Below are 23,650 nucleotides of genomic sequence, written 5' to 3'. Positions count from 1 at the left end.
AAATAAATCTTGCTAAATTTTTTAAAAATCTTTTATTACTGAAACCCAACATATTAAATACATCGTTTTCGGCATTATTGCTAAGATTTGTCTATTGAGCCCTTAGAAATATTCCTAAAAATTATCTAAGGGTATAAACAAGCTTTTTGTAAGGTTAACCCGAACCCTTATTTTTTCTTATTTTTTACTATTTCCATCTCATCTATAAGGCGGGTACAACCTGCATATTTGTCAATAATAAACAATACATAACGCATGTCTACCATTATATTTCTACATATAGAAGGGTCATAATAAATATCGCTCATAGTACCTTCCCATACGCGGTCAAAGTTTAATCCTATAAGGTTACCTCTGGCATCTATGGCAGGGCTGCCTGAGTTACCACCGGTTGTATGGTTTGTACCTATAAAGCAAACCGGCATTTTTCCGTTATCACCATATTGGCCATAATCTTTTTTATTATAAAGGTCTATAAGTTTTTTAGGAACGTCAAATTCATAATCTCCCGGCACATATTTTTCCATAACACCGTCAAGGTAGGTTACAGGCTCATAGTAAACGGCATCTCTTGGAGCATATCCTTTTACTTTACCATATGTTACCCTTAGTGTGCTGTTAGCATCAGGGAAGATTCTGGCATCTTTAGGGCTTAGCTCAAGAATACCTTTCATATAAGTGCGTTGTAAAGCCTCAATTTCTAAATTGATTTCCTCATACTTAGGATTAACATAAGTAAGGAAAGAGTCAGACATTGCTTTTACAAGCTGGAAGCCTTTATCGTTATTAAGTTTTTCTATAACCGTTTTGGCATCGCCGCTTAAAAGTTCCTGTAATCCTTCGTAGCTTGTTAGCTTAGACTCGCTGTAAATGTTTTTGGTAAGTACTTTGTAGTCGGCATTAATAAGTCCTGCCGGAACAAACTGCTGTGGCGATTTAGTTGCATACAGTTCGATAAGCTTCTCAAAAACCTTCTCATCTACATTTTTATTAAAGTCTTTGTAAGTGCCCTCAAGAGAAGCGATGGTATTTCCTTTACGGTCGTTGAAAGCCTGCTCACCTCTAGTATTATATACCTGCTCCAGTTGGTATAGCCTAAAGCCTATAGTAAGCAGTTCCGTATTTCTTAAAACTACTTCAAAAAAGTAATCCCTGCTAAGTGCATAAGGAGCAATCTCGTTATATTTTGCTTCAAATTGGTTGAACAGGTTTCCGTATTCACTTTGTTTGCCTGCTTTGTTTACTTCTTTAAGGAAGTTTTTCTCGTAGTCTTTTTTAATTGCAACTGCATTGGTTTTTTCAAGCCCCTGCGATTCACCTATCCATTTTTTCCAATAGTTGGCAATACGTGCATATTTAGCTGCATACTGTATTTTAATGGCAGGATCCCTTCTCATAAAGCTGTCGGTAACTTTAAGTGCAGCATCCCTCACTTCGATTTTAGCAGGATTAAGGCTGGTTAATATTTGCTCAACCGCTACAGAAGGAAGGTATTCTGTAGTTCTGCCCGGATAACCGAATACAAGTGTAAAATCATTTTCTTCTATACCTCCTATAGATACAGGAAAGTAATGTTTTGGTTTGTAAGGAACATTGTCCTTGGAGTAAGGAGCCGGACGATTATTCTTGTCGGCATATATCCTGAAGATTGAAAAATCTCCGGTATGTCTTGGCCATACCCAGTTATCAGTATCAGATCCGAATTTACCCACAGATGAAGGCGGTGCACCTACAAGGCGAACATCCGGATACGATTCCACTACAAAAAGCATATATTGGTTGCCTTCATAAAAAGTACGTATCCTGTTTTCCTGCCATGATTCTTTAGGCAGGGTTTTGGTAAGGTTGTTAATGTTTTCCTGTATTTTTTGCTGCTTCGCCTCTTCACTTGTTATAGAAGCCGTGCCGTCAAGTACTTTTGTGGTAACGTCTTCTATCCTTACTATAAAGGTAACCTCCAGGTCGGCATTAGGAAGCTCTTCTTCCATAGACATCGCCCAAAAACCATCGGTAAGGTAATCGTGCTCTACTGTAGAGTGCGACTGGATTTCTCCATAACCACAATGGTGGTTGGTTAACAGAAGTCCCTGAGATGAAATAACCTCTGATGTACATCCGCCGTTAAATTGCGGAACGGCATCTTTAAGGCTGGAATGGTTAACGTCATAAATGTCTGAAGCCGACATTTTCATGCCCAGGCTCTTCATTTCTTTTTCGTTCATTCCTTTAAGCAGGGATGGTATCCACATGCCTCCCTGTTGTGCATAGGCAGGGATTACCAGTAAAAGGACAAGCAGTCTTAAAAATTTCATAGTGTATTGTAAAAAAGTTTGTGCCCGCAAGTTACAATTTTTGCACAAAATAATGCTACAAGGGCTTTTTGTTTGCCATTTGTGTTATATCTTTCAGTATTATTAGCAATACTTTAAAATGTCACAAAAACTGATTGCACATATAAAAAGGTTCGTCCAGCTGACGGATGAGGAGAAGAAAATCCTGGAGGATTATGTGCAGACAGAACAATATGGTAAGAAAGAACATTTGCTCGAGGCAGGAGAGGTATGTTCTAAAAAATACTTTGTGGTAAACGGAATATTGCGAATGTACAACCTTAATGAAAAGGGAGTGGAGCAGGTAATACATTTTGCTATAGAAGGCTGGTGGGTTACCGATTTTTTTAGCTATAACAGCGGAAAGCCATCTCGGGTGAGCCTGCAGGCCGTTGAGGAAGCAGAAGTGACTGTGATTGACGCATCGTTAGAAAATGAATTGTTGGCTAAAGTCCCTAAGCTGGAAAGCTACTTTAGGCAGGTGTTGGAAAGGGCTTATGCAGCTTCCCTCATGCGTACTCATTATATATTTAATCTTTCTGCAGAGGAACGTTATCGTAGCTTTGCAGCAACCTATCCCGACTTTGTTCAGCGTGTTCCTCAATATCTGTTGGCTTCATATCTGGGTTTCACACCTGAATTTTTGAGTAAGGTAAGGGCTAAAAAAGAGTAGCTGTGTTTTATTAATCTACATTAAGTTTTTTGTGATGCCTGTGTTTGAACTTTGTATCAACAAATTAAAACACAATTATCATGAAAACAAGAATGAAATTACTCGAAGTTGTGCCGGAAGCCTATAAAGCCATGTTTGGATTAGAAAAATACATAAACGGTACAGAATTATCTAAGACCCACAAGCATCTTATAAAAATAAGGGCGTCACAAATTAACGGCTGTGCTTTTTGTATTAATATGCATACCGAAGAGGCCAGAAAAGATGGTGAAACCGAAAAAAGGATCTATGCGCTTAACGCGTGGTGGGATACCAACTATTTTATTGCCGAAGAAAGGGCCTTATTAGCTTTAACGGAAGAAGTGACCAGGATAACTGGAAAAGTATCTGATGAGACTTATGAAAATGCAGTAAATCTGTTAGGAGAGAGCTATACTGCAGTTGCTATTATGGCAATAGTAGCTATTAACGGATGGAACCGTATGTCTATTTCTACTCACTTAATGCCGGAATAATTACTTACCTAATTTATTGTTCCATTCCGATTGCAGCGATAGCGGAACAGAGGAATCTATTTGTGAGATTTCTCCGCTTCACTTCGTTACGGTCGAAATGGAACATTATTTTTTTACCGTAAGCTTCATGAGCTTGCGGTTATGTACTGTAAAGTCTTTAGAGAGGTATAGTTTTTGGGCTATCATGTTATGGCCTTCAATTTCAAGGTAAATAACATTTATAGCCAAATCAAGTGCCTGGTCGTGAATAAAATCTACCGTTTGTTTACCTATACCCTTACCCCGCCCTTTAGGGGAGATGTAAAGCTCATCTAAAAAAGCAATGCGTCCTTTGTATTCGAAGCTGAAAACAAAGGTGAGTATAACATAGCCTATAATTGTGTCATTATCCAGAATTAGCCAGCCCCTGCCTAAACCTTCATTTTCAATAAACTCTCTAAGAAGTGATTTTGAAACAACAGGGTCTATAGGATAATTATCTATGGCATAAAAATCCTGCATCATTGCTACAGTACGGTCAATATAATTAGTCCTAATGGGCTTAAAAGTAATTGGCATCAGTTATTGATGTTGCTTATAATACGGTCTACAGCACCACGGTTCATGTGAACAAAAGTGCCTGCAATATGACCTTTTTCATTCCTGAAATCATCATCATAAATAAGAGATGAAAGTGTTTCTTCCATTTCCTTTTTGTCCTTCACGGCAATGCATCCGCCCATGTGTATCATGGCTATGGCCTCGGGGAACTTCTCATGATTTGGCCCTATAACGATAGGAATGCCAAATGCTGCGGGCTCTAATATATTGTGAAGCCCTGATGTGCCAAAACCACCACCTACATAAGCAAAATCAGCATAGCTATATATCTTGCTCAATATTCCAATGGTGTCAGCGATAAATACCTCATATTCGGCCAGGTTCTTGCCTTCCTTTTCAGAAAACAGCACTGTTTTTTTGGTAATGCTGTTTTTAAGCTGCTCAATCTGCTCTGCTTTAATGTTGTGCGGAGCTATTATAAATTTAGTGTTATTTGACGAGTTTATAAAATCAATGAACATACTTTCGTCTTTAGGCCATGAACTGCCCGCAACCATAGTGATTTTGTTGTTTTTAAACTCTTCTATAAAAGGTAGTGTATTATCTCGTTCAAGTATTTCGCTAACCCTGTCAAAGCGGGTATCGCCACTAATGGATACATTATGGAAACCGATGTTTTGAAGAAGCTCCTTCGAGCTGTTATCCTGAACAAAAAACTGTGTAAAAGTTTTTAATGCCTTGCGGTAAAAACCACCATACCATTTAAAGAACACCTGTTTTTTTCTCATTAACCCTGAGATAAGATAAGTGGGCGTGCCTGCTTTTTTAAGTTCCTTTAGGTAATTAGGCCAGTATTCATATTTAATAAAGAAGGCCATTTCAGGGTGCACCTGTTTTATAAATCTTTTGGCGTTGCCGGCGGTATCCAGAGGAAGGTAAACCACAACATCGGCAGCTTTTGTGTTTTTACGTATCTCGTATCCCGAAGGCGAGAAGAACGTAAGTACAATTTTATGGTCAGGATATTGCTTTCTTATTTTTTCCATAACCGGGAGCCCCTGTTCGTATTCACCCAACGATGCTGAATGGAACCAGATAGTTTTATCCTGTTGCTGTATATGCTGTTTCAGAGTGCTGAAAACCGTTTTCCTGCCCTTAACAAAAAGACTGATCTTGTGGTTAAAAAGCGCAACGATTTTTAGTAGGAATCCAGTTAAAACGGTAAGCAGGTTGTACAGAAAAAACATAGTGAAAATATTGAGCTGCTAAATTAATACTTTATATTATTTTGATTGGCAGGCAGCCATTAAATTAGTAGTTTTGCTATGGCTTAAATTTAAAAGGCAAATGAAAAAAATACAGATGGTTGACCTTAAGGGTCAATATGATAAAATTAAAGATACAGTAAATAATTCTATTCAGGAAGTTTTAGACAATACAGCATATATAAACGGGCCTCAGGTACATGAGTTTCAAAAAAGCCTTCAGGATTACCTTGGTGTAAAGCATGTAATACCTTGTGCAAATGGTACCGATGCACTTCAAATTGCTATGATGGGGCTTGGCCTTAAACCGGGCGATGAGGTTATTACTGCCGACTTTACTTTTGCCGCTACGGTAGAGGTCATTGCATTACTGCAGTTAACCCCTGTACTGGTAGATGTTGAGCCGGATACTTTTAATATATCTATTGAGGCAATTCGCAACGCCGTTACTCCTAAAACAAAAGCTATTGTTCCTGTACACCTTTTTGGGCAGGCAGCAAACATGGAGCAGATTATGGCTATAGCAAAAGAGCATAACCTTTCTGTAATTGAAGATAATGCTCAGGCTATAGGTGCTAACTATAAATACAGCGACGGTTCTAAAAAGAAAGTTGGTGTAATAGGCGATGTGGCTTCTACATCATTCTTTCCATCTAAAAACCTTGGTTGCTATGGCGACGGAGGTGCTATTTTTACAAATAACGATGAGCTTGCCCATATAATAAGAGGTGTTGTTAACCACGGTATGTATGTGCGTTACCATCATGATGTGGTAGGTGTAAACTCAAGACTTGATAGTGTACAGGCTGCGGTTCTTAATGCTAAGCTTCCCTTACTTGATTCTTATAACGAAGCAAGACAGGCAGCAGCAGAAAAATATAATGCCGCTTTTGCAGGGCATGCCAGCATTGTTACTCCGGTAACAAAAGGGGATAAAGACAGCCACGTATTCCATCAGTACACATTAAGGATTCTTAACGGAGACAGGGATGGTTTAATGAAACACCTGCAAAGTAAAGATATTCCATGTGCCATATATTACCCGATACCACTGCACAAGCAAAAAGCATATCTTGACGAAAGGTATAATGAGGCTGATTTTACCGTAACCAATCAACTGGTTAATGAGGTACTTTCTTTACCAATGCATACTGAGCTTGACGACGAACAGATTAAATTTATAACAGACAGCATTTTAGAATATTTGACATAACAGCCAACAAATGAGAATGAAAATACTTGTAACGGGAGGCTTAGGCTTTATAGGTTCGCATACTGTAGTAGAACTCCAAAAGGAAGGTTTTGATGTAGTGGTTATTGATGATCTTTCCAACTCATCTGTTGATGTGCTTGAAGGTATTGAGGCCATAACCGGAAAAAAACCGGAGTTTGAACAGATAGACCTTAGGGAAAAGCAGGCAGTAAAAGACTTTTTTAAGAAGTATGCCGATGTTACAGGAATTATTCATTTTGCAGCTTCTAAAGCGGTTGGTGAGAGTGTTGAAAATCCGTTGCTTTATTATGAGAACAATATAGCTTCGCTGGTATATATTTTACAGGAACTTCAAAAGAAAGAAGAGTCTTATTTTATTTTCAGTTCTTCATGTACAGTATATGGTCAGGCAGAGAAAATGCCTATTACCGAAGAGGCTCCTATACAGGCAGCGATGTCGCCTTATGGTAATACCAAACAAATAGGAGAGGAGATTATAAGTGACGTTTCAAAAGTGAGCAGCATAAATTCAATTCTGTTACGTTATTTTAATCCCGTAGGGTCTCACCCTTCTGGTAATATAGGGGAGTTGCCATTAGGTGTGCCATTAAACCTGGTTCCGTTTATTACTCAAACTGCCATTGGTATAAGAGAGCAGCTTTCGGTTTTTGGTAATGATTACCCAACGCCGGACGGAACCTGTATAAGAGACTATATACACGTAGTAGATTTGGCAAAAGCACACGTTACAGCTTTACAACGCCTTATTGGGAAAAAGAATCTGGAGAAAGTGGAAGTATTTAACCTGGGTACAGGTAAAGGAAACTCGGTTCTTGAGGTTATTAATGCCTTTGAAAGGGTAACCGGACAAAAATTGAATTATAAAATTGTAGGGCGAAGGGCAGGAGATGTTATTGAAGCTTATGCCGATACAACAAAAGCAAATAACGTTTTGGGCTGGAAGGCACAGTTGTCACTTGATGATGCACTGGCATCGGCCTGGAAATGGGAACAGAAAATAAGGGGTAAATAACCCCTTATTTTTTTATCCTTATTTTCCATACCATTTCAAAGCTTATGGTATGTTGGTATAATAATTCGGTTTGAGGATATACACTTAACAGAGTAGGGTTGTAAATAAAACCTACGTGAAAAGTTTTTCCAAAGTCATAGTAAGCGTTAAAAGACAATCCGATGTTTTTACTTTTTTCGGTTTTGTCCTTTTCATTAGTATAATTATCATCACCATAATTATAATGCCATCTGTTGTAGGTGTAACTAAGCCCGTATCCCAGACTAAAACGCTTTAGCTGATAATTATCCGTAAGGGTAGTATACACGGAAGTAAAATTTTCAACGTCGCCATCATTCGTTATGGGGACAGGGAAAGGTAGAGCGAAGTTTGTAATTCCTCCTACGTTAAGTTTTACGAATTTATTGTTTTTGTAAAAATATTCTATACCTGTACTTATACCAAAAAAACCAAGTCCTCTTTGTATTCCTTCACCTTCGGGTTGAAAAAGAAATCCGTTTACATAGGGCATGGATATATCAATGTTTATGCTGTTTTTGTTCCAAATGATATCTCGTTTTTTTCTTTGAGGTAACTTTATGGCCTTGCCAAGAGTGTCGTTAATGTCTAAAAAAAGTTCGTTACCATAATAGAAACCTTTTTGACTCACAACATCTACCAATAAACTTTCAGGATATAATGGGGTGACGATGAGGTTAAACGCATAGGCTTTAGATGTTAATCTGGACTTGGCTTTGTAAACCCTGCTAATAGTATCATAATTCAGGGTTATTTCAAGTGGTTTAATACTGCGTTTTACCTTAACCTCGGCAGGTATTGTGTAAGTGCTGTCATAAATCTTTACGGTGGCGTTTTGAGCATTGGTGCTTACCTTTAACGGATAGGTTCTTTTGTTTGTAATTGTTGCGCAAGAGGTAATGCTTAGCAGTACTATTACAGCCAATAATTTTTTCATAGTTGGTGTTTTGCTAATAAGATTAGCAATACTATAAAAGGTTGCGTTTCCTATTATTAAGGGAGTGTTATTTTAATGTCGGGATTTATTTTTAAAACAGCTTCTATAAAAGTGTCATTGGTTTCCGGACTGATGTAAATATCATCAAATTTGTTATACTTTATAATGAGTCCCTTGGTTGCCAGTGCCGGTTTAAAACCTACATACATGGTCTTGCCTTTTACAATTTCATGTATGTTGTTTATCTCTATTTTACCATTAATAAAACCGCATTTGTAAATTATATAAGAAGGTGTAACTATATAGTGTGTAGTAGCCATTCCTCCAAGAAAGATTAAAATAATAAGGCTGATGATATACAAGGGGATAAGACTTATTGAAAATCCTTCTTCCAGATATTCCTGTATACAGGCAAAAATTATGATAACCGCTGTAAAAGCGAATATTAGGTAAGAGAAAATGTTTTTTCGGCTTTTGAATTTCATAAAAACTAAAATAAAAAATCCCCCGCAATTGCAGGGGATCAGTTGTATTTATTTTTTATGCTGAAGCAGTCTCGGCTTCTTTGTTTATCTTTTTAACAAGACCCTGTAACACATTACCCGGTCCAACCTCTGTAAACAGGGTAGCACCATCGGCAATCATGTTTTGTACACTTTGAGTCCATTTTACAGGAGCCGTAAGCTGAATAATAAGGTTTTGCTTAATCTCATCAGGATTGCTTACTGCTGTAGCGGGTACGTTTTGGTATACAGGACATACCGGAGCAGAGAAAACAGTCTTCTCAATAGCAGCGGCAAGTTCTTCTCTTGCAGGTTCCATCATAGGAGAGTGGAAAGCACCACCTACAGGCAGGATTAATGCTCTTTTTGCTCCAGCAGCTTTTAAAGCTTCACAAGCTCTTTCTACAGCCGAAGTTTCACCTGAAATAACAAGCTGACCCGGGCAGTTGTAGTTTGCAGCCACAACAACACCTTCAGTCTGTTCACAAATGTCTTCAACAATTTTATCTTCAAGGCCTAATACAGCAGCCATTGTACTTGGAGTGATCTCACAAGCTTTTTGCATTGCCATGGCACGTTGTGATACCAGTTTAAGTCCGTCTTCAAAAGTAAGTGCCCCTGCAGCTACAAGTGCAGAAAATTCACCTAAAGAGTGTCCGGCAACCATTTCCGGCTTAAAGCTGTCTCCTAAGGTTTTCGCCAAAATAACCGAATGTAAGAAAACGGCAGGCTGTGTTACTTTAGTTTCCTTAAGTTCCTCTGCAGTACCTTCAAACATGATGTCTGTAATACGGAAACCTAATATATCGTTGGCTTTTTCAAATAATTCCTTTGCTTGGGGAGAGTTTTCATAAAGCTCTTTACCCATTCCTGTAAACTGGGCACCCTGTCCCGGAAATACATATGCTTTCATTTTGTTCTCAGTTTAGTTTTGTTGCACAAAAATAGGATTTTTTCAGGACTATGCTATACAATAAAAAAACCGCCCCGATGGAGGAGGGGGCGGCTCACGCTAACCTAACCAAACTTCTGTAAAATTACAGAACGAAATAGGGGTTTTTAACCGGTTGCAAATGATTAAGCTTCGGGCTTTGCTGTAAAGATTCCTCACTAAACTCATCTCTATATTCATTTACCATTTGCAGGAGGTTTTGCTCTATAGTGTTTGAAATTGCAATCATAGGTGTATCTGTAGGTCTGTTCTCAAACGGATCCTGCAGGTGTATGGCCATTTTTTCTATTAAGAAGAAAGCAGCACCAATAGTAGTAACAAGAGGTATTTGCAGCCATCCTAAAAGATCGGTTAAGCCAAACGGAAGCAGCGTAAGGAACAGTATTAATGTAAAGCGTATATACATACTGTATGTGGTAGGGAATACCGTGTTTTTAATACGCTCACATTTACCCATACTGTCACATAAACGGCTCAGTGTATTGTCTATCTCTACCTGTTGGTATACATTTATCCTTTCCTCGTTGTTCGCTTTTTTAAGCTCTTTGGCATGTAGTAATAACAATGCGTTAGGAACATGCTTGTGTTTCTTTACAAAGCGGTATTCCTCTTCGCTAAGCAATGAACGTATAGGTTTAACGGCATCTTTACCTCTTAAGGACTGCCCCAGGCTGTAACACCATGCCGCCTGCCTTTTGGCAAAACGTTCTTTAAAGTCATTTGCCTCAACAGAAAAATCGGGGTCTTTGTAAAACCCTATTACCTGCCTTATCAATGTTCTTGAATCGTTTACGATAGCACCCCAAACAATACGGGCTTCCCACCAACGGTCGTAAGCCTGATTGGATTTAAAGGCTAAAAGCAGGGATATAATTGTACCTACAATAGTAGGTACCGCAATAGGTATATCTATGGAAAGGGCGTGATAATAATGATGTACCAGCTCAAACCCTACAGTATATAAAAGTATAAGGATAAGTTCTACTCTAATCTTACCCATTACATACTTCATTGGTATTTTTTTCTTTAACAGCATAATTTCTGAATTTTATGTTGAAGCTTCGGCATATACCGAAAGGACAGGTAAACCAAGATTATGATTTACAGGTTGTGCTTTTCGGTTCAGACTTCTCTTGGTAGATTTTCTGGCTTCAATAAGTATGTCAATATTATTTTTGGAAATGGTTTCCGTAATCTGGGCGGCCATATCTTCGAGACTTTCCTCAATCCTGGCCTGGCTTACTATTTTAAATGAAAATTGTTCACTTATAATCTTCTGAATGTCATTTATACCAAACTCTATTTTAGAGTGTTCTAAATACAGTGCTTTATTAAAATCGTTTTCTTCCGGGTTATTACCCAAATGAAGCAGCGGATATTTACTGTTTAACAGCAACTGTATACAATAGGAATGAAGGCTGTTTTTTTCTGCCTTATAGGAAGGAGTAAGGATTACCAGGTCTGTGGCAAGGTATTCCATTAAGTTTTTTAATAAAGGTCCCGAAATACCGCATTGATTATGTATTATCAGCCTGCAATTATCAGCAGTTGCTACGGTTTCCCTGCATTTTTGAAGAATTTTAGTTTGCGCAATTGTATAGTTAGGAGAGGTCTCTCTTAAAAAATGAGAGGCAGAATAAGTGTCGGGTATTTTTTGGAGTAACATAAGCACTATGCTGCAGTTTTTTCCCGTAGCATATTTAACTGCTGTTTTTACAGCGGTTAATGTATCATCTTCAATCGTTGTTGGGATTATAATGTTTTTCATAATGCATAAATCTTATAGTTTATACATACAAAACAACAGCCCTAAACTTAGAAGGGATTTAGAATAACATTAGAATTTCCTAAGAATTAAAATTAGAATTTTTAATGTTGGAGATTGTAAATACAATATTTACTACGGTACCTTTTCCGGGTTCAGACTGAATAATCAGCTCGCCGCCATGCATTCGGATAATTTTCATGGCCAATGGCAGCCCTAATCCGTAGCCTGCATATTTTGAGGCAGCCTTTTTACCCCTAAAGAAAGGTTCATAGAGATAAGGTATATCTTCGGGAGGTATACCGATTCCGATATCGGTTATACTTATGGTAATAGCCTCTTTATCGGCTTTGAGGCTTACAAATACCTCTTCATTATCAGAATATTTTACACCGTTTGTAATAATGTTTCCAATGGCAAGCTCCAGTAAAGGCCTGTTGCATGGCAATACCAACAGAGAATCGTCTTCCGGTATGTTTTTAAGATTGATGGTAACCCTGTTTTGCGGATATATTTTATCAATATCACACTTAACATCCATGAGCACCTCATCTATGCGTGCAATGTCCTGAACCTGCTTTTTGCCGTCATACCCCGTTTGGGTAAGTTTTAATAAGCTTTCGGTAAGGTTACCCAGTCGGCTGGCCTGCTTATTGATATTTTCTAATGTAGTGATATATTCTTCGGCTTCCCTTTCTTTTAATAATGCAATCTCGGTTTCGGCTATAATAGTAGTTATAGGTGTCTTCAGTTCATGGGAAGCATTATTGATAAAATTGGCCTGAATCTCAAAAGATGTTTCCAACCTGTCAAGCATATCATTAAAGGTGCGGGTGAGATCCGCAATTTCGTCCGAGTCTTTTATGTCCGGCAGGCGGTTGTGCAGATTAGAAGCACTAATACGCTTAACTTCTTTATTAATTCTCGAAACAGGATTAATAAACCTTGCGGCAAGAAATCGGCCAAAGAAATAAGCTATAATAATAAAGGCAAGTCCGCCAAAAATAAGTATCCGGGTTATATATATCAAGCTGGTATTACCTCTTCTGTCGCGCGCGGTAACTATAACCATATAACGCTGTCCCGATTCATTAAAAATCTGAGCATAATAGTATTGATGATCGCTGTCTACAGTCCATCCCGACTGTTCTCTCATTACTTCTGCATAAAACTCCGGCGGAAGGTTAAGTTCAGTATTGTATTCAAAGGTGTTTTCTCCGTTTACCTTAAGTACAAAATCATTTTCGTTGATAAGCTCTTCGAGACCATTAGCTTTAAGGTTCTTGTAGTAAGCTGCCTTAACGGGATCATGCTGGTAATGGATAGAAGCGACAATCTTTGCCCTGTCCTGAAGCCTTTTTAAAAAATAGTATTGGTTGTTTTGTTTAAAAAGAAAAAACACGAGTAGGCACAATGCCAGTGTGCTTACTCCCGAAAGAACAATATAAGTAACGGTAATTTTCTTTTTAATCTGCATTGTTTAGGGCTTTAAAACATAACCAAGGCCTTTAATGGTATGTATAAGCTTAACCGAATAAGGCTTGTCAATCTTTTTTCTAAGGTAATTTATGTATACGTCAACAACATTGGTGTTCATATCAAAATTTATATTCCAAACATTATCCAGTATCTTTTCGCGAGATAGTGTAATACCTGTATTCTTCGCGAGATAGTATAAAAGTTTAAACTCCTTTGCGGTAAGAGATATCAGTTCACCCTCACGTTTTACTGTTTTTGCCTTTCGGTCAATCTCAAGGTTATCTATAGTAATAATCTCGGCTGGTTTCTGTTCCTGTCCGGCTCTTCGTGCGAGTGCATTAATTCGTGCTTCGAGTTCGGTAAACTTAAAAGGCTTTGCCATGTAATCATCGGCACCTGCATTAAGTCCTGTAACAATGTTTTCGCTGCTTCCTAAGGCGGTAAGCATTAAAATGGGAACAAAGTTACCGACAGCCCTTAGTCTCCTGCAAATTTCAATGCCGTTAATATCAGGTAGCATAAGGTCTAATACTACAACATCAAAATGATTATTATTAATCATTTCCAACGCGGTAGTACCATCCATGGCAGCGCTCACATCATAATTTTTTTCTGAGAGGCCTTTACGGATAACCGATAAAAGTTGAGGTTCATCTTCTACTATAAGCAGCTTCATACTTGCAAGGGCATTTATACAAAAGTAAGAATTGAAATCTTAAATAATTGCAAATAACTTTTAAGGCCGGATTTTTATCACATTTACAGTGAAATGGCTTTTGTATAGGCTAATGCTGAATTATCCCCCGAAAAATGTAACGTTTTAAAGGTAGATACTACTTATAAGGAAACAAACCAAATAACGATCATGAAAAGGACAGTCGCAGCAATATTTGTATTGCTAACAGGATTTTTAATTTTTTATATTGCACTACCGGTTATAAATTACAGGTTTACCGGATTTGCAGTTATACTTATATTCCTAATTCTTTTACTCAATTTACTTACTGCGAAAGCTTACACGACTAACAATAAGCTGAAGTTTAAATTTGGCAGCCTGCAAAAGATACTTTTCAGGATTGTACCAATACTTCTTATTTATGTTATTGTATTGCCTTTTGTAACAAGTGCACCTATATTTTACAATCAGTCTTATAGAGAACTGATAGGGGAGGTTAAAACAGGTAACGAGATGGCAAACCATATTGCACCTATAGCAATTAATAAGGTTAGGGTAGTAGATGAACAACTGGCATCTTTGTTAGGAGAAAAAATAATAGGTTCAGATCCTGCATTAGGCAGCAAAAGTGAGCTGGGTGAGTTTTTTATCCAAAAGGTAGGTGACGATTTATTTTGGGTAGCACCGCTATTACATTCAGGCTTTTTTAAATGGCTTAATAATACTGAGGGTACCGATGGTTATGTAATGGTATCTGCGACAAATGAGCGCGATGTGAGACTGGTGCAGCATCTGGACGGAAAGGATATTAAAATTAAGTATCAGCCTGAGGCTTTCTTTGGGAGCAGGGTAGACAGGTATGCTTATTTTAATGGTTATGCTACTACAGGACTTACCAATTTTACTTTTGAGGTTGATGATACAGGCAAACCATTTTGGGTAGCAACAAAGTATAAAAAGAGAATAGGGTTTTCCGGCAATGATGCCGATGGCGTGGTTGTTATTGATGCACAGACAGGCGATTTAAAAGAGTATGACATAGCTAATGCCCCGGTATGGATTGACAGAATACAGCCTATATCTTTTGTAATTGATCAGCTTTCCGATTGGGGGGAGTATGTTCATGGTTACTGGAACTGGAGTAATGAAGACAAGCTTATGATTACCGAGGATCTTACTTTGGTTTATGGTAAAGACGGTCGCCCTTACTGGTATACGGGAGTATCGTCTGTAGGGAAGGATGAGTCGGCAGTAGGATTCGTACTGGTAGATACCCGTACTAAAGAAACTACTTTCTATAAGCAAAGTGGTGCAACGGAGTATGCAGCACAAAAATCGGCCGAAGGTAAGGTTCAGGAAAAACGTTACCACGCCTCACTGCCTGTTCCTTACACTATTAACGGTATACCAACCTATGTTATGACCTTGAAAGATGGTGGCGGACTGGTAAAAATGTATGCTATGGTTGCTATTGGCGATTATACCATAGTGGGAGTGGGTAATACCATGTCTGAAGCTCTTATGGCTTACAAGAATGTATATAATATGTCCGGTAACAGGATAAACCCAGATGCGGTAGATACCCGAACAAATCTTAGTACTACAGTGACGAGGATACAGAGTGATATTAAAAACGGTAACAGTTTTTATTACTTTACCGTTAATGGCAGTCCTAAAATATTTATAGGCTCGTCACAATTGTCTAATGAGCTTCCTGTAACCAAAGAAGGTGACAGTATAAGCATATCTTTTGATAATGATGTGGAAGATGTAATAAACGTTTCTACTTTTGATAATCTCAAGTTGGGAATTAAGAAATAAAAAAGGCCGGGTTTACCCGGCCTTTTTTATTGTTGTATTTTTTATGCATTTACTTTTACTAATGCAGCGGCTGCAATAGCTTTTTCAACTATAGTTTCTACCGAAGTATCAGTATTGTCATACGTTAGTGCAACACCCATCCTGCGGTAAGGACGTGATGTTGGTTTACCAAATAACCTGAAATCAGTTTTAGGTAAAGCAGCAATCTTTTCCACTCCGCTATAGGTAGGACTATTGCTGTTTTCCGAAGCAAGTATCACGGCACTTGCACCGTTTCTCTCCAACGTGATTTTGGCTATTGGTAAGCTTAATATTGCTCTTAAGTGCAGTTCAAACTCATTAAAGTTTTGAGTCCCTGCCAGTGTTACCATGCCTGTGTCGTGTGGCCTTGGTGATAGTTCAGAGAAGTAAACTCCTTCATCCGTAAGGAAAAACTCCACACCAAATATTCCTGCTCCGCCTAAAGCTTCGGTAACTTTGCGAGCCATATCCTGAGCTTCTGCAATATCCTTATCGCTAACTCTTGCAGGCTGCCAGCTTTCCTGGTAGTCACCACGTTCCTGTCTGTGGCCTATTGGAGCGCAAAACAGGGTAGGGTTATTGTTTTGGGTAACGGTAAGTAATGTAATTTCGGAATGGAAGTTTACGAAAGCTTCAACAATAACTTCTACTACATCACCACGGGAACCTTCTACAGCATATTTCCATGCTTTTTCAATATCCTCATGTGTTTTAATGGTAGACTGCCCTTTACCTGAAGAGGACATAAGCGGCTTTACCACACATGGCATACCTACTTCGCTTACAGCTTTCTCAAGCTCTTCGGCAGAAGTTGCATAACGGTAATTAGCCGTACGCAGGCCAAGGTCTTTTGCTGCAAGGTCACGTATTGCTTTACGGTTCATGGTAAAGTTAGCCGCCTTTGCAGATGGCACTACAGTAACGCCCTGCTTTTCATAATCGTAAAAACGCTCTGTTCTTATCGCTTCAATTTCAGGAACTATAAAATCAGTATTGTGTTTTGCTACAACCGCATCAAGTGCTGAGCCATCAAGCATATTGATAACCTCAAAACCGTCGGCTACCTGCATGGCAGGAGCGCCTTCGTAGCTGTCTACAGCTATTACAGTCTGGCCAATACGCTGTGCTGCAATTACAAATTCTTTACCTAATTCTCCTGAGCCTAATAAAAGTATTTTTTTCTGCATATTCCTTATAATGTACTATATAATCAAAAAGCCCTGCTTTAGGCAGGGCAGTATTTTGTATTAAGCAAGTGCTTCTTTAATTCTTCGTAAAGCTTCAATCAGTTGCTCTTCGCTTGTAGCATAAGAGAAACGGATACAGTTAGGGTTGCCAAATGCATCTCCTGTTACGGTAGCCACATTAGCATGCTCTAACAGGTACATAGAGAAATCGTCTGCATTTTTAATTTCCACTCCGTTTAATGTTTTACCAAAGTAGTAAGATACGTCAGGGAAAACATAAAATGCACCTTCCGGGACGTTTAATTTAAAGCCCGGGATTTCCTGAGCAAGACCTATAACTAAATCCCTGCGCCTATGGAAAGCATCCACCATGTACTTAATAGCAGAAGAATCGGCATCTACAGCAGCAATGGTAGCACGCTGAGCGATACTGTTAGCACCACTTGTTACCTGTCCCTGTATTTTTGTACATGCTTTGGCAATAAACTCAGGAGCGCCTATGTACCCAATTCTCCATCCTGTCATGGCGAAAGCTTTTGCCACACCGTTTACGGTAATTGTTCTTTCCAGCATTCCAGGTATAGAACCTATACTGCAAAATGTACCTGAGTAGTTAATGTGCTCATAAATCTCATCAGATACAATGTATATGTTAGGGTATTTTTCTAATACTTTAGCGATAGCAGTAAGTTCCTCACGGCTGTAAACCGAACCACTTGGGTTACAAGGTGAGCTAAACCACATCATTTTTGTTTTAGGCGTAATAGCTGCCTCAAGCTGCTCTGCAGTCATTTTAAAATCAGTCTCTACCGAAGTAGGTACCTCAACCGGTACACCTCCGGAAAGCTTAACAATCTCTACATAGCTTACCCAGTATGGAGCAGGCAGCAATACCTCATCACCATCATTAAGCATTACCTGTGCAATGTTGTAAAGGGACTGTTTTGCACCTGTTGAAACAACAATTTGAGACGGTGTATAATCAAGACCGTTATCTCTTTTAAACTTACGGCAAATAGCTTCTTTAAGCTCAACATAACCGTCTACCGGTGTATAAGCGCTGTAGTTTTCGTCAATGGCTTTTTTAGCCGCTTCTTTAATAAAATCCGGAGTATTAAAATCCGGTTCGCCAAGGCTAAGGCTTATAATATCTTTTCCCTGTGCTTTTAGCTCTCTGGCTTTTGCTGCCATAGCAAGCGTTTGTGAGGTAGACAGATTATTGATCCTGTCAGAAAGCTGATTCATCGTCGTACTGTGTTTAATTGACTTAAAATTATTAATTTAATGCGGGTTTCATGCCCAGCTCTTTTAGATGCTTAAAGTGTGCCGCTATGGCGCTGCGCATGGTTTTAAACTCATGGTAAGGCAGGTTGTGCTCTTTAGCGGTTTGTTTCACGATTTTTGCAATAGCACCATAGTGAATATGGCTTATGTTTGGAAAAATGTGATGTTCTATCTGGTGGTTTAATCCTCCGGTAAACCAGTTTACAATTTTGTTTTTAGGAGCAAAATTGGCAGTTGTATAAAGCTGGTGTATTGCCCATGTGTTTTCTATCTCACCGTTTTCACCCGGTATAGGGTTGTCGGTTTCTTCAACAACGTGTGCCAATTGGAAAACCACGCTTAAAATAAGTCCGGCAGTATAGTGCATTACAAAAAAGCCTATAAGTACTTTCCACCATGTAATGCCTAAAATCATAGGAATGGCAAGCCATACCACAACATAAATAAGTTTTGTTACTACCAGTACCGTCCATTGTTTAACCGGACTCTGGAATTTACCGTAAGAAAGGCCTTTTTTAATATACCTTCTCATTTGTTTTATATCGGTTGTAATAGCCCAGTTAAAAGTAAGCAGTCCGTAAAGGAAAATGGAATAGTAATGCTGAAATTTATGGAATCTTCTCCATTTTGCACTTTGTGAAAAACGTATTACCCTTCCGGCATCAAGATCCTCATCATGCCCGTGAATGTTAGTATACGTGTGGTGAAGTACATTGTGCTGTACCTGCCAGTTGTATACGTTTCCTGCAAGGATGTAAATACTGCCGCCCATAAAGTTATTTAACCACGATTTAGAAGAATAGGAGCCATGGTTACCGTCGTGCATTACATTCATGCCCACACCGGCCATACCTACTCCCATAACAATGGTTAAAAGGAACTGTGCCCAAACAGGCAGGTTAAGTGTCAGTATTAAAAAATAGGGAGCCAAAAACAGGGCAAACATTACGATTGCTTTTAGATGCAGCTGCCAGTTTCCGGTTTTTTTCAGGTTGTTTTCTTTAAAGTAGTCGTTTACGCGTTTGTTTAGAGTCCTGAAAAATTTTATTGAGTCGTTTTTAGAAAAAACGGGAGTGTTGATATTCATGTATTTATATTTCAAATCTAGAAGCTTCAAAGGTAATTATTAATGAGTAGCAAAACGAAAAAAATGATGTAAAAATTAGCGCTTAAAATGCTTACTTTTGCCTAAAATTAAAATTGATGGAGGAGATTGTTAGATATTTTCCGGATCTGACCGAAAAGCAAAAAGAACAATTCGCAAAACTGGAAGAACTTTATACCGAATGGAACGCAAAAATTAATGTGATTTCCAGAAAGGATATCGAGTCATTGTATACTAAACATGTATTACACTCACTTGGTATTGCTAAAGTTATGAAGTTTAAACCGGGTGCCGATGTGATGGACGTAGGGACTGGTGGAGGTTTTCCGGGAATACCGCTTGCAATACTTTTTCCTGAAACCAATTTCTATCTAATAGACGTAATTGCAAAAAAGATAAAGGTAGTTAACGAGGTAGCTGCCGGACTTGGACTTAAGAATGTAAAAGCCGAACAGATGCGCGCTGAAAAGATAAATAAGGAGTTTGACTTTATTGTGAGCCGTGCCGTTACCAATATGCCCGATTTTGTAAAGTGGGTTAGGGGTAAGGTGAAGAAAGACCAGAATCATGATTTGCCAAACGGTATCCTTTATCTAAAAGGAGGTGATCTTACCGAAGAGCTTTCTGTTTTTCAGAGAACTACGCTTTATGATCTTTCAGAGTTTTTTAATGATGAATTTTTTGAGACCAAAAAGGTGGTACACCTGGCAATGAAATATAAAATATAAATAAAAAAGGCTTCCGTTTCGGAAGCCTTTTTTTATGATGTTATCCTAAGAAAGGATATCTGTAATCTGTTGGCGGAACAAATGTTTCTTTAATTGTTCTTGGAGAAACCCAACGTAAAAGGTTAAGGATTGAACCTGCCTTGTCGTTAGTTCCAGATGCTCTTGCGCCACCAAAAGGCTGTTGTCCTACAACTGCACCTGTTGGCTTGTCGTTGATATAGAAGTTACCTGCGCAGTTTTCAAGCGCTTTTGTAGCCTGCTCTATAGCATAACGATCCTGACTGAAAATAGCTCCCGTTAAAGCGTATGGAGAAGTTTCGTCTACAAGTTTAAGGGTTTCTTCCCATTTAGCATCCTCATAAACATATATTGTAAGTACCGGGCCAAAAAGCTCAGTGTGCATAGTCTCATATTGAGGGTTTGTAGTTACAATAACTGTTGGCTCAATAAAGTAACCTACAGATTTATCATACTTACCACCTGCAATAATTTCGGCTTCAGGAGAGTTTTTAGCCGCATCAATATATTTTGCAAGCTTATCAAAAGAACCTTCGTGTATTACACATGTAATGAAGTTTGAAAGATTTTCCGGAGAACCCATTTTCATTGAAGCGATATCAGCAACAAGCTGGTCTTTTACAGCCGGCCATATTGACTGAGGGATATAAGCTCTTGAAGCTGCAGAACATTTTTGTCCCTGGAATTCAAAAGCACCTCTTGAAAGGCCTGTTGCTACCTGTGCAGGTATAGATGAAGGGTGAGCAAGAACGAAATCTTTACCTCCTGTTTCACCTACAATTCTTGGGTAGGTTTTGTAAATGCCTTTACCCATATTCTGACCTATTTTTGCCCAAATACCATTAAATACGGCTGTAGAACCTGTATAGTGTATTCCTGCAAAATCAGGGCTTTCTAAAAGTGTATCTGTAATCATAACAGGGTCACCGTGTACCATGTTTATTACACCGTCAGGTAATCCTGCAAGTTTAAATACTTCCATAATTACATTAGCGCTGTAAACCTGGGCGGCACTTGGTTTCCATACCACTACGTTACCCATTAGGGCAGGAGAGGCAGGAAGGTTACCTGCAATAGCAGTAAAGTTAAACGGAGTGATGGCATAAATGAAACCTTCCAGCGGACGGTGTTCCATTCTGTTCCATATACCGTCTGAAGATACAGGCTGTTCAGCATATATCTGTGTCATATATTCTACATTAAAACGCAGGAAGTCAATAAACTCACAAGCAGCATCAATTTCTGCCTGGTGAACTGTTTTAGCCTGAGCTATCATGGTAGCAGCGTTAATTTTTGCACGGTAAGGACCTGCTAAAAGCTCAGCTGCCTTAAGAAAGATAGAAGCTCTTTGCTCCCAAGCCATTGATGCCCATTTTTTGCGGGCTTCAAGTGCAGTTTCAATAGCTTTAACCACGTGCTCTTTTTCTGCTTCATGGTAAGTACCTACCGTTTTTTTGTGATCAAAAGGAGGGTTTATTGTTTTTGTCTTCCCTGTACGGATTTCTTCCGTACCAATATATAAAGGTACATCAACTATAGTGTTGTAAAGTTCTTTAAAAGTGGCCAGTACCTGCTCTCTTTCCGTAGTTCCGGGAGCATAAGATTTAACGGGTTCGTTAAAAGCCTCGGGTACGTTGTATATTCCTTTTGGCATAATAATTTATAATTTAAGCAATTAAAAAATTTTTAGTAATGCAAATATACGGAAATAATCTGCTGTTTAATTGCAAAAAAATCACTGATGAATGGGTATGCCTGAAAATACTTTAATTAAGGGCAAAAGGAGCGCTTAACCTGAAAGTAGGTATAATTACCCTGAAAGTTCGGGTAGAAGTAAAGTTAATCATATTGAAATAACCTCTCATGGCTCCAAAAGGAGAAGCCAAAAGACAGCCGGAACTGTAAGTGTGTTTTTCGCCCGGTTTTAAAACAGGTTTTTTGCCTATTACACCTTCGCCGTCTACAATTTCAATATCATTAAGGGAGTCGTAAATTTCCCAGTGGCGGGAATTTAACTGTACGGAATCTTTGCTTTGGTTTTCTATGGTTACCTCGTAAGTAAAGGCAAAATGAATCTTGTAGTTTTTAAAGTAAGTGCCTTCAAAACTAGTAGAAACCGAAATCTTTATGCCTCTTGTTATTTGTGTTACCATATGTTGCATAACCAAATTGCCTAACAAAAATACGAATTAATTATTGTTTTAGATTTATTTACGATATTAAATTATCAGAAAGAATTTTTTAACTAACTGATATTTAGTTTATAATATCTTCTGAATTGGCGTATCCGTAACCAATTACCCTATCATAACGTTCATTGTTCTCTCTGTAGTATACTAAAATGTTATAATCGTTCTCTGTTTGAAAAAAATTACCGTCTGGTGCATTTTTGCCGTCCACCTTTCCTTTGGCGTTGGCAGCAATATACATATAGTTGGTAAAGCCCTGTTTTATCATTACGGCTTTTTCATAGATGCCCGTTTTCTCGTTATACTCCATTTTGTATTCATCGGTCTTGGCATAATTATTAAACATGCCGCCTATATATATGTCTTCTTTTTCAAAGAAAGTGGGCGCCTCAAGTTTAAAGAATATCCATGCATAGTCTGACTCTAAGTTGACGTCGGTAACACTAAGGTTTATGTTGTTAGGGACAAAGTTTCCGTTTATATCGGGATAATAGGTGTATGGCTTGTTAGCTCGTGCCTCGTTGGTGTAGAGTGTGTTATTATATATCTCACCGCTGGTTACCCTTACAATATTGTTTACGGCATTCCGTATGTCCTTATTGTCAAAATAGAGGTATTCGTTACCTGCCCAAAACTGTGTTTCCTTATCATATCTGTATATAAGGTCGTTGCCTATAGTGTATTGTGGCTTAATATTGTATATGGCATTGTCAAACCTCCCATTTTGAAAGATTCCTACCTTTACATTCTGTAACGGCGTCTGGAAAATAAAGGCATTGGTCTTAATGGAGAAGTCCATGTTGTGTGCCTCATCCCTTTCGTTCATTCCTCTGGCTCTTTTTACCTGTAGGGGTACGGCCACCTTCTCTTCATACACTATAAAGCGTCTGGACAGTATAACTTCCCTATCTTCGTTAAGTATGTTAAGTATATAGTTTCCTGTTAGTCGTATTGAAGTAAACTTATTAGGGAAGGTTAATGTATAGTGCGAATAAATCTGTAGGGTGTTAAAAGAGTTTTGGTAAGTCTGTATGCGCTGTGTGTCAAAACCTGTAAGATATTCGTTAACCGTTAACTGAGACTTGGTCCAGTCGTAATTACAATGCGTAAGTGTATAGTAATAGTTGGCTTCATTGCCAAAAAGATCATCAAACACAAACTGGAAATTGTCTCCCAACCTAAAGAAAGGATATACGTTTTCTCCGTTTTTCATAAATGAAGCCGTCTTAATGTTATAAGGAGGGGCTACTTCCTGAAGCACCTGAGTTTGTGCTTTAGTTATATGTGGTAATTGTAAAAACAGAACTAGAAAAACAAGTCGTATATGTGCTTTAAGCATGTCTTAAATAATATTACTTAACGAGCGTAAATATAGGCAAATATATTATATACAAGCAG

At 38.5% G+C, this 23,650-nt stretch carries 22 protein-coding genes; 6 read left to right on the top strand and 16 right to left on the bottom strand.

Annotated features, from left to right (window positions below):
- Positions 1 to 167: 167 nt before the first annotated feature.
- Positions 168 to 2,312 carry a S46 family peptidase gene (locus NU09_RS16035; RefSeq protein WP_129752324.1) on the bottom strand — a complete coding sequence of 715 codons (2,145 nt, stop codon included), beginning with the start codon at positions 2,310 to 2,312 and terminating at the stop codon, positions 168 to 170.
- A gap of 118 nt (positions 2,313 to 2,430) precedes the next feature.
- Here NU09_RS16035 and NU09_RS16030 point away from each other — a divergent pair, with 118 nt between their 5' ends.
- Together NU09_RS16030 and NU09_RS16025 are read left to right on the top strand one after the other, a co-directional pair.
- Positions 2,431 to 3,003, top strand: coding sequence for a Crp/Fnr family transcriptional regulator (locus NU09_RS16030; RefSeq protein ID WP_129752323.1), 573 nt, complete (start codon positions 2,431 to 2,433; stop codon positions 3,001 to 3,003).
- A gap of 80 nt (positions 3,004 to 3,083) precedes the next feature.
- Positions 3,084 to 3,518 (top strand): carboxymuconolactone decarboxylase family protein, encoded by a 435-nt coding sequence (locus NU09_RS16025; protein WP_129752322.1) that lies wholly within the window; start codon positions 3,084 to 3,086, stop codon positions 3,516 to 3,518.
- 105 nt (positions 3,519 to 3,623) lie between these two features.
- Here the strand turns inward: NU09_RS16025 and NU09_RS16020 are convergent, their stop codons facing one another.
- Positions 3,624 to 4,076: a GNAT family N-acetyltransferase gene (locus NU09_RS16020; protein ID WP_242501894.1), complete on the bottom strand. Its 453-nt coding sequence runs from the start codon at positions 4,074 to 4,076 to the stop codon at positions 3,624 to 3,626.
- The gene (locus NU09_RS16015; protein ID WP_129752321.1) at positions 4,076 to 5,305 is read right to left on the bottom strand and encodes a 3-deoxy-D-manno-octulosonic acid transferase; all 1,230 of its coding nucleotides are present in this window, start codon (positions 5,303 to 5,305) and stop codon (positions 4,076 to 4,078) included. Before NU09_RS16015 ends, NU09_RS16020 begins: the two co-directional genes overlap by 1 nt.
- A gap of 100 nt (positions 5,306 to 5,405) precedes the next feature.
- Between NU09_RS16015 and NU09_RS16010 the strand changes: the two genes are divergently transcribed.
- Positions 5,406 to 6,536, top strand: a complete 1,131-nt coding sequence (locus NU09_RS16010; protein ID WP_129752320.1) for a DegT/DnrJ/EryC1/StrS family aminotransferase — start codon at positions 5,406 to 5,408, stop codon at positions 6,534 to 6,536.
- A 16-nt stretch (positions 6,537 to 6,552) separates the two neighbouring features.
- Positions 6,553 to 7,569 carry a UDP-glucose 4-epimerase GalE gene (gene galE, locus NU09_RS16005; protein WP_129752319.1) on the top strand — a complete coding sequence of 339 codons (1,017 nt, stop codon included), beginning with the start codon at positions 6,553 to 6,555 and terminating at the stop codon, positions 7,567 to 7,569.
- Between the two features lie 4 nt (positions 7,570 to 7,573).
- Here galE and NU09_RS16000 read toward each other — a convergent pair whose 3' ends face one another.
- The 7 genes from NU09_RS16000 to NU09_RS15970 all read right to left on the bottom strand — a co-directional run bounded on the left by NU09_RS16000 (position 7,574) and on the right by NU09_RS15970 (position 13,899).
- Positions 7,574 to 8,524: a hypothetical protein gene (locus NU09_RS16000; protein WP_129752318.1), complete on the bottom strand. Its 951-nt coding sequence runs from the start codon at positions 8,522 to 8,524 to the stop codon at positions 7,574 to 7,576.
- 56 nt (positions 8,525 to 8,580) lie between these two features.
- Positions 8,581 to 9,009: a PH domain-containing protein gene (locus NU09_RS15995; RefSeq protein ID WP_129752317.1), complete on the bottom strand. Its 429-nt coding sequence runs from the start codon at positions 9,007 to 9,009 to the stop codon at positions 8,581 to 8,583.
- A gap of 55 nt (positions 9,010 to 9,064) precedes the next feature.
- Positions 9,065 to 9,940, bottom strand: a complete 876-nt coding sequence (fabD, locus tag NU09_RS15990) for an ACP S-malonyltransferase (RefSeq protein WP_129752316.1) — start codon at positions 9,938 to 9,940, stop codon at positions 9,065 to 9,067.
- A gap of 124 nt (positions 9,941 to 10,064) precedes the next feature.
- The gene (locus NU09_RS15985) at positions 10,065 to 11,015 is read right to left on the bottom strand and encodes a bestrophin family protein (protein ID WP_129752315.1); all 951 of its coding nucleotides are present in this window, start codon (positions 11,013 to 11,015) and stop codon (positions 10,065 to 10,067) included.
- A gap of 12 nt (positions 11,016 to 11,027) precedes the next feature.
- A complete protein-coding gene (locus NU09_RS15980) occupies positions 11,028 to 11,747 on the bottom strand; it encodes a hypothetical protein (protein WP_129752314.1) in 720 nt (239 codons plus the stop codon).
- A gap of 79 nt (positions 11,748 to 11,826) precedes the next feature.
- Complete coding sequence (locus NU09_RS15975; RefSeq protein ID WP_129752313.1) at positions 11,827 to 13,221, bottom strand: sensor histidine kinase; 1,395 nt, start codon at positions 13,219 to 13,221, stop codon at positions 11,827 to 11,829.
- A gap of 3 nt (positions 13,222 to 13,224) precedes the next feature.
- Complete coding sequence (locus tag NU09_RS15970) at positions 13,225 to 13,899, bottom strand: response regulator transcription factor (RefSeq protein ID WP_129752312.1); 675 nt, start codon at positions 13,897 to 13,899, stop codon at positions 13,225 to 13,227.
- A gap of 189 nt (positions 13,900 to 14,088) precedes the next feature.
- Between NU09_RS15970 and NU09_RS15965 the strand changes: the two genes are divergently transcribed.
- Entirely contained in the window at positions 14,089 to 15,720 is a 1,632-nt protein-coding gene (locus NU09_RS15965; protein ID WP_129752311.1) for a hypothetical protein, read from the top strand.
- Positions 15,721 to 15,761: 41 nt separating this feature from the next.
- On the opposite strand, the gene purT is transcribed toward NU09_RS15965, so the two are convergent.
- From purT to NU09_RS15950, 3 genes are read right to left on the bottom strand one after another with little or no spacing between them, the layout of a single operon-like run.
- Complete coding sequence (purT, locus tag NU09_RS15960) at positions 15,762 to 16,928, bottom strand: formate-dependent phosphoribosylglycinamide formyltransferase (protein ID WP_129752310.1); 1,167 nt, start codon at positions 16,926 to 16,928, stop codon at positions 15,762 to 15,764.
- Positions 16,929 to 16,988: 60 nt separating this feature from the next.
- On the bottom strand, positions 16,989 to 18,173 hold the full coding sequence (locus NU09_RS15955) for a pyridoxal phosphate-dependent aminotransferase (RefSeq protein WP_129752309.1): 1,185 nt from the start codon (positions 18,171 to 18,173) through the stop codon (positions 16,989 to 16,991).
- Between the two features lie 31 nt (positions 18,174 to 18,204).
- The gene (locus NU09_RS15950) at positions 18,205 to 19,299 is read right to left on the bottom strand and encodes a fatty acid desaturase family protein (protein ID WP_129752308.1); all 1,095 of its coding nucleotides are present in this window, start codon (positions 19,297 to 19,299) and stop codon (positions 18,205 to 18,207) included.
- A 116-nt stretch (positions 19,300 to 19,415) separates the two neighbouring features.
- On the opposite strand from NU09_RS15950, the gene rsmG reads away from it, so the two are divergent.
- On the top strand, positions 19,416 to 20,045 hold the full coding sequence (gene rsmG / locus NU09_RS15945; protein ID WP_129752307.1) for a 16S rRNA (guanine(527)-N(7))-methyltransferase RsmG: 630 nt from the start codon (positions 19,416 to 19,418) through the stop codon (positions 20,043 to 20,045).
- Positions 20,046 to 20,085: 40 nt separating this feature from the next.
- On the opposite strand, the gene pruA is transcribed toward rsmG, so the two are convergent.
- The 3 genes from pruA to NU09_RS15930 all read right to left on the bottom strand — a co-directional run bounded on the left by pruA (position 20,086) and on the right by NU09_RS15930 (position 23,591).
- Positions 20,086 to 21,717 carry an L-glutamate gamma-semialdehyde dehydrogenase gene (gene pruA, locus NU09_RS15940; RefSeq protein WP_129752306.1) on the bottom strand — a complete coding sequence of 544 codons (1,632 nt, stop codon included), beginning with the start codon at positions 21,715 to 21,717 and terminating at the stop codon, positions 20,086 to 20,088.
- Positions 21,718 to 21,829: 112 nt separating this feature from the next.
- Complete coding sequence (gene apaG / locus NU09_RS15935; RefSeq protein WP_129752305.1) at positions 21,830 to 22,216, bottom strand: Co2+/Mg2+ efflux protein ApaG; 387 nt, start codon at positions 22,214 to 22,216, stop codon at positions 21,830 to 21,832.
- A gap of 103 nt (positions 22,217 to 22,319) precedes the next feature.
- Entirely contained in the window at positions 22,320 to 23,591 is a 1,272-nt protein-coding gene (locus NU09_RS15930) for a DUF5103 domain-containing protein (RefSeq protein WP_129752304.1), read from the bottom strand.
- Between the last annotated feature and the right edge of the window lie 59 nt (positions 23,592 to 23,650).

This window comes from Flavobacterium beibuense (assembly GCF_004151245.1).
Classification (GTDB): domain Bacteria; phylum Bacteroidota; class Bacteroidia; order Flavobacteriales; family Flavobacteriaceae; genus Flavobacterium; species Flavobacterium beibuense_A.
This window is presented reverse-complemented; position numbering and strand designations above follow the sequence as displayed.

Excerpts from the sequence above, each read along its gene's own strand:
- NU09_RS16035 (WP_129752324.1), bottom strand. The coding sequence starts at position 2,312 with ATGAAATTTTTAAGACTGCTTGTCCTTTTACTGGTAATCCCTGCCTAT.
- NU09_RS16030 (WP_129752323.1), top strand. The coding sequence starts at position 2,431 with ATGTCACAAAAACTGATTGCACATATAAAAAGGTTCGTCCAGCTGACG.
- NU09_RS16025 (WP_129752322.1), top strand. The coding sequence starts at position 3,084 with ATGAAAACAAGAATGAAATTACTCGAAGTTGTGCCGGAAGCCTATAAA.
- NU09_RS16020 (WP_242501894.1), bottom strand. The coding sequence starts at position 4,076 with ATGCCAATTACTTTTAAGCCCATTAGGACTAATTATATTGACCGTACT.
- NU09_RS16015 (WP_129752321.1), bottom strand. The coding sequence starts at position 5,305 with ATGTTTTTTCTGTACAACCTGCTTACCGTTTTAACTGGATTCCTACTA.
- NU09_RS16010 (WP_129752320.1), top strand. The coding sequence starts at position 5,406 with ATGAAAAAAATACAGATGGTTGACCTTAAGGGTCAATATGATAAAATT.
- galE (WP_129752319.1), top strand. The coding sequence starts at position 6,553 with ATGAAAATACTTGTAACGGGAGGCTTAGGCTTTATAGGTTCGCATACT.
- NU09_RS16000 (WP_129752318.1), bottom strand. The coding sequence starts at position 8,524 with ATGAAAAAATTATTGGCTGTAATAGTACTGCTAAGCATTACCTCTTGC.
- NU09_RS15995 (WP_129752317.1), bottom strand. The coding sequence starts at position 9,009 with ATGAAATTCAAAAGCCGAAAAAACATTTTCTCTTACCTAATATTCGCT.
- fabD (WP_129752316.1), bottom strand. The coding sequence starts at position 9,940 with ATGAAAGCATATGTATTTCCGGGACAGGGTGCCCAGTTTACAGGAATG.
- NU09_RS15985 (WP_129752315.1), bottom strand. The coding sequence starts at position 11,015 with ATGCTGTTAAAGAAAAAAATACCAATGAAGTATGTAATGGGTAAGATT.
- NU09_RS15980 (WP_129752314.1), bottom strand. The coding sequence starts at position 11,747 with ATGAAAAACATTATAATCCCAACAACGATTGAAGATGATACATTAACC.
- NU09_RS15975 (WP_129752313.1), bottom strand. The coding sequence starts at position 13,221 with ATGCAGATTAAAAAGAAAATTACCGTTACTTATATTGTTCTTTCGGGA.
- NU09_RS15970 (WP_129752312.1), bottom strand. The coding sequence starts at position 13,899 with ATGAAGCTGCTTATAGTAGAAGATGAACCTCAACTTTTATCGGTTATC.
- NU09_RS15965 (WP_129752311.1), top strand. The coding sequence starts at position 14,089 with ATGAAAAGGACAGTCGCAGCAATATTTGTATTGCTAACAGGATTTTTA.
- purT (WP_129752310.1), bottom strand. The coding sequence starts at position 16,928 with ATGCAGAAAAAAATACTTTTATTAGGCTCAGGAGAATTAGGTAAAGAA.
- NU09_RS15955 (WP_129752309.1), bottom strand. The coding sequence starts at position 18,173 with ATGAATCAGCTTTCTGACAGGATCAATAATCTGTCTACCTCACAAACG.
- NU09_RS15950 (WP_129752308.1), bottom strand. The coding sequence starts at position 19,299 with ATGAATATCAACACTCCCGTTTTTTCTAAAAACGACTCAATAAAATTT.
- rsmG (WP_129752307.1), top strand. The coding sequence starts at position 19,416 with ATGGAGGAGATTGTTAGATATTTTCCGGATCTGACCGAAAAGCAAAAA.
- pruA (WP_129752306.1), bottom strand. The coding sequence starts at position 21,717 with ATGCCAAAAGGAATATACAACGTACCCGAGGCTTTTAACGAACCCGTT.
- apaG (WP_129752305.1), bottom strand. The coding sequence starts at position 22,216 with ATGGTAACACAAATAACAAGAGGCATAAAGATTTCGGTTTCTACTAGT.
- NU09_RS15930 (WP_129752304.1), bottom strand. The coding sequence starts at position 23,591 with ATGCTTAAAGCACATATACGACTTGTTTTTCTAGTTCTGTTTTTACAA.